Below are 4,488 nucleotides of genomic sequence, written 5' to 3'. Positions count from 1 at the left end.
GGCTTGCTGGCGATGGCATCACCGCGGTTTATCTGACAGACCGCGGCGCCTGCATCGCCAGCAAGCCGGCTCCTACAGGAGATCTATATTGCGGCTTACAGGAGACGTTCATGAGCCAGGCAGACTTTATTATCATCGGCGGCGGGATTGCCGGCGCTTCCACCGGTTTCTGGCTGTCGCAGCACGCCCGGGTAATCGTGCTCGAACGCGAATCCCATCCGGCTTACCACTCCACCGGACGTTCGGCTGCGCTCTACACCGCCGCGTATGGGACACCGCAGGTTCGGGCATTGACCCAGGCCAGCCGCGACTTCTTCGACGCGCCGCCCACCGGTTTCTGCGAACACCCGCTGCTGACACCACGCGGCGAGATGACCGTGGACTTCACCGGCGACCCGGCCGAGCTGAACAATCAATACCTGAGCGCCAAAGCCACGGTGGCCGAGATGCAACTGCTCAGTGCCGACGAAGCCTGCGCGCGCCTGCCGATCTTGCGCAGGGAAAAGGTCCATGGCGCGATCTACGACCCGACCGCCAGCGACATCGACACCGATGCCCTGCACCAGGGTTACCTGCGCGGCATCCGTCGCAATAAAGGCGAAGTCCACACCGACAGCGAAGTGCTGAGCCTGACCCGCACTGCCGAAGGCTTGTGGCAGGTTCAAACCAACGGCCAGACCTTCAGCGCGCCGACCCTCATCAATGCTGCCGGCGCGTGGGCCGACAAGATCGGCGAGTTGGCCGGAGCCAAACCGCTGGGCCTGCAACCGAAGCGGCGCGCGGCGTTTATTTTCGCCGGCCCCGAGGGCGTGGACATTCATCATTGGCCGATGCTGGTTAGCCTCGACGAATCGTTCTATATGAAGCCCGACGCGGGGATGTTCCTCGGTTCGCCGGCCAACGCCGACCCGGTCGAACCGCACGACGTGCAGCCTGAAGAGCTCGACATCGCGATGGGCATCTACCAGATCGAAGAAGCCACCACCCTGACCATCCGCCGTCCGACCCGCACCTGGGCGGGACTGCGCAGCTTCGTGTCTGACGGCGATCTGATCTGCGGCTTCGACCAACACGTGCCAGGGCTGTTCTGGGTCGCGGCGCAAGGCGGCTACGGCATCCAGACATCACCCGCCATGGGCCAGGCCGGCGCGGCACTCGTACGCGGTGAAGCCTTGCCCGAACAACTCAGCCGTTTCGGCCTGGACGCCGAGATGCTCTCCCCTTCCCGCCTGGGCTGATTTTCGTCCTCAGGTGACGTTTCGACACGATTACGGCAAACTTCCAGCGCCCTTTTTGCAGGGCGCTGACGTTGCCTGGAGCTCCACTGTATGAACGCACCTGAAAAAGACCCGGCCCTGGACAACTACCGGGCAATCGCCGACGCGATCGCTACGTTGTTCTTCCCCCATGCCGAGGTGGTGCTGCACGATCTGCGCACGCAAAAAATCGATTACATCGCCAACAATCTGTCCAAGCGGGAAGTAGGCGATGACGCGGCCTTGGAGGACATGCTCAGCGACGATGTCAGCGAACGGAACATCGGGCCGTATGAAAAGCTCAATTGGGATGGGCAGAAGATTCGCAGCCTGAGCAGCGTGCTGCGCGACAGTGAAGGTCATCCGCTGGCGGTGCTGTGCATCAACCTGAACATTTCGCTGTTTGAAAATGCCAAGGCGGCGCTGGATCTGTTCCTGTCGCCGAGCAAGCTGATTCCTCAGCCGGATTCATTGTTTCGCGATGACTGGCAAGAGCGGATCAATACCTTTCTGCACGCCTGGTTACGCGAACGTCAGTTGAGCCTGAACCTGCTGACGCGCGACCACAAACGCGAACTGGTGCTGGCGCTGCACGCCGAAGGGGCTTTCAAGGGTAAAAGCGCTTCGAACTATGTGGCCAACGTGCTGAACATGGGGCGGGCGACCGTTTACAAGCATTTGAAGGAATTGAAGGGTTAGCGCATCACATGTGTACTGATTGATCTGGCCTCATCGCGAGCAGGCTCGCTCCCACACTGGAATGCGTTTCTTTGCGGGAGTGAGCCTGCTAGCGATAGCGATTTGTCAGTCGCCGTAGATGTCGGACTTGAAATACTTCTCGGAAATCTTCTGATACTCGCCACTCGCACGAATGCCATCAATGGCCGTGTTCAGTTCACTGACCAACTCTGTATTGCCCTTGCGCACCGCAATCCCGGCACCCTCGCCCACGTACTTCGGATCCTTCAATTCCGGCCCGACAAACGCATAGCCCTTGCCACGCGGCATCGCCAGGAAGTCACTCAGCGGAATGGTGTCAGCAAAAATGGCGTCGAGGCGACCGGCTGCCAGGTCCATGTAGATTTCTTCGTTGTTGCCGTAGCGCTTGACGTTGATGCCCTTCGGTTCAAACACCTCGGTGGCGTAACGGTCGGTGGTGGTTGCACGCTGCACACCGACCGTCTTGCCCTTGAGGCTGGCGTACTGGTCATCCACGGCCGCGCCTTCCTTCATCACCAGACGCGATGAGGTGAAGTAGTACTTGTGGGTGAAGTCGACCGACTTCTTGCGGTCTTCGTTGATGGTCATGGACGACAGCGCCATGTCGATTTTCTTCACCTTCAGGGAAGGAATCAGACCGTCGAATTCGCCTTCGACCCACACGCACTTGACCTTCATCTGCGCGCACAGGGCATTGCCGATGTCGTAGTCGAAACCGACGATCTCGCCCTTGTCGGTCTTGGAGGCGAACGGCGGATAAGCGGCTTCGATGCCGATGCGCAGGGTCTTTTCAGCGGCGAACAAAGTGCTGCACGCCAACAAGCTCAGGGCCAGACCGGTGATAAGGGGGAATTTCTTCATGTTCGTTCTCTCGCGGGTTGTTGTTGGTTTGGCAAGACAGATGAAGAGCAGAAATGGGGGAAGCCTTTTTTGTACTTATAATTCCATACTGGACTTTTATGTATTGATCGTCAATCAGGCGGACACAGTTGGGGTTGGCCGATGGTCGGGTGGTGAATCAGAAGGTTATTGGGTGAAGCGGATGGCCCCATCGCGAGCAGGCTCGCTCCCACAGTTGATCTTCGTCGTACACAAAATTTGTGTTCCTGGAGATCAACTGTGGGAGTGAGCCGGCTCCGGGCGGCGTTCCGACGATGGCGTATCAGAGAACACTGAAGATCTACTGCTTCCAGCGATCCGCCGCCGCATGATCACTGTCACGCCCTTCCACCCAACGCGGCCCGTCACGGGTATTTTCCTTCTTCCAGAACGGCGCACGGGTTTTCAGGTAATCCATGACAAAGGCGCAGGCGTCGAACGCTGCCTGGCGGTGGGCGCTGGCGGCGCCGACGAAGACGATCGGTTCACCCGGTTCCAGGGCGCCGATCCGGTGCAGCACTTCAAGCTTTAACAATGGCCAGCGCTGTTCAGCCTCAAGGGCGATTTTGCCGAGAGCCTTTTCGGTCATGCCCGGATAGTGCTCGAGAAACATCCCGGCCACGTCGAGCCCGTCATTGAAGTCGCGAACATAGCCGACGAAACTCACCACCGCGCCAACGCCGACATTGGCGGCGTGCATGGCATTGACCTCAGCACCCGGATCAAACGCCGTGGACTGCACGCGAATCGCCATGATCAGCCCCCGGTCACGGTCGGAAAGAACGCCACTTCGTCACCGTCAGTCACCGGTTCGTCGAGCTGGCAGAGGTCCTCGTTGCGCGCACACATCAGGTTCTGCTCGCTCAGCACCTCGGCACCGTCACGTTGAGCCAGCAACGCACGCACATCGTCGACCGTGGCGAAATCGCCTTCAACCTTGACCGAGTCCACTCCGAGCGCTTCGCGGTAGCGGGCAAAAAACTTCACGGTGACGTTCATGGTTGATCCGCCTGGAAATGGCCACTCTTGCCGCCGAGCTTTTCCAGCAGCCGCACACTCTCGATGGTCATGCCACGGTCCACGGCCTTGCACATGTCGTAGATGGTCAACGCCGCCACACTGGCAGCCGTCAGCGCTTCCATCTCGACGCCGGTCTGCCCGGACAGCTTGCAACGCGCGACGATGCGCACGGTGTCATCGCCTTCGGCACTGAGCTCGACTTTTACGCCGGTGAGCATCAGCGGATGGCACAGGGGAATCAGATCGCTGGTTTTCTTCGCCGCCTGAATGCCGGCGATGCGCGCCACAGCGAACACATCGCCCTTGGGATGACCGCCGCTGACGATCATCTGCAGGGTTTCGGGCAGCATGCGCACCAGCGCTTGGGCCGTCGCTTCACGGAACGTCACGGCTTTTTCGGTGACGTCGACCATGTTGGCGCGACCTTGGGAATCGAGATGAGTCAGCACAGGGTTACTCCTGATCAGGAACGTCGATTGTAAACCTGCGGGTCAATTTTCCGCACGCAAGATTACCAAGATCACATTGAATCCTGTGGGAGCGTGGCTTGCCCGCGATGCAGGCGCCGCGGTTCAGCAGGTACACCGCGGTGCTGCCATCGCGGGCAAGCCAC

Annotated in this window: 6 protein-coding genes; 2 read left to right on the top strand and 4 right to left on the bottom strand. The window is 59.8% G+C overall.

The window, feature by feature from the left end; translation table 11 throughout:
* Positions 1 to 110: 110 nt before the first annotated feature.
* A complete protein-coding gene (locus ACRC4F_RS06455; RefSeq protein WP_438658585.1) occupies positions 111 to 1,238 on the top strand; it encodes an NAD(P)/FAD-dependent oxidoreductase in 1,128 nt (375 codons plus the stop codon).
* A gap of 90 nt (positions 1,239 to 1,328) precedes the next feature.
* On the top strand, positions 1,329 to 1,955 hold the full coding sequence (locus ACRC4F_RS06450) for a helix-turn-helix transcriptional regulator (protein ID WP_438658584.1): 627 nt from the start codon (positions 1,329 to 1,331) through the stop codon (positions 1,953 to 1,955).
* A gap of 105 nt (positions 1,956 to 2,060) precedes the next feature.
* Here the strand turns inward: ACRC4F_RS06450 and ACRC4F_RS06445 are convergent, their stop codons facing one another.
* The 4 genes from ACRC4F_RS06445 to moaC form a co-directional block, all read right to left on the bottom strand.
* Complete coding sequence (locus ACRC4F_RS06445; RefSeq protein ID WP_438658583.1) at positions 2,061 to 2,837, bottom strand: ABC transporter substrate-binding protein; 777 nt, start codon at positions 2,835 to 2,837, stop codon at positions 2,061 to 2,063.
* A gap of 319 nt (positions 2,838 to 3,156) precedes the next feature.
* Positions 3,157 to 3,609, bottom strand: coding sequence for a molybdopterin synthase catalytic subunit MoaE (gene moaE, locus ACRC4F_RS06440; protein WP_145306894.1), 453 nt, complete (start codon positions 3,607 to 3,609; stop codon positions 3,157 to 3,159).
* A gap of 2 nt (positions 3,610 to 3,611) precedes the next feature.
* Positions 3,612 to 3,854 (bottom strand): molybdopterin converting factor subunit 1, encoded by a 243-nt coding sequence (moaD, locus tag ACRC4F_RS06435; RefSeq protein ID WP_438658582.1) that lies wholly within the window; start codon positions 3,852 to 3,854, stop codon positions 3,612 to 3,614.
* On the bottom strand, positions 3,851 to 4,324 hold the full coding sequence (moaC, locus tag ACRC4F_RS06430; protein ID WP_059406245.1) for a cyclic pyranopterin monophosphate synthase MoaC: 474 nt from the start codon (positions 4,322 to 4,324) through the stop codon (positions 3,851 to 3,853). Before moaC ends, moaD begins: the two co-directional genes overlap by 4 nt.
* Between the last annotated feature and the right edge of the window lie 164 nt (positions 4,325 to 4,488).

Source organism: Pseudomonas sp., assembly GCF_051660785.1.
GTDB lineage: Bacteria > Pseudomonadota > Gammaproteobacteria > Pseudomonadales > Pseudomonadaceae > Aquipseudomonas.
Note: the sequence above shows the minus strand (reverse complement) of the source record. Positions and strands in the feature narration are given on the sequence as shown.

Excerpts from the sequence above, each read along its gene's own strand:
- ACRC4F_RS06445 (WP_438658583.1), bottom strand. The coding sequence starts at position 2,837 with ATGAAGAAATTCCCCCTTATCACCGGTCTGGCCCTGAGCTTGTTGGCG.
- ACRC4F_RS06450 (WP_438658584.1), top strand. The coding sequence starts at position 1,329 with ATGAACGCACCTGAAAAAGACCCGGCCCTGGACAACTACCGGGCAATC.
- ACRC4F_RS06455 (WP_438658585.1), top strand. The coding sequence starts at position 111 with ATGAGCCAGGCAGACTTTATTATCATCGGCGGCGGGATTGCCGGCGCT.
- moaE (WP_145306894.1), bottom strand. The coding sequence starts at position 3,609 with ATGGCGATTCGCGTGCAGTCCACGGCGTTTGATCCGGGTGCTGAGGTC.
- moaD (WP_438658582.1), bottom strand. The coding sequence starts at position 3,854 with ATGAACGTCACCGTGAAGTTTTTTGCCCGCTACCGCGAAGCGCTCGGA.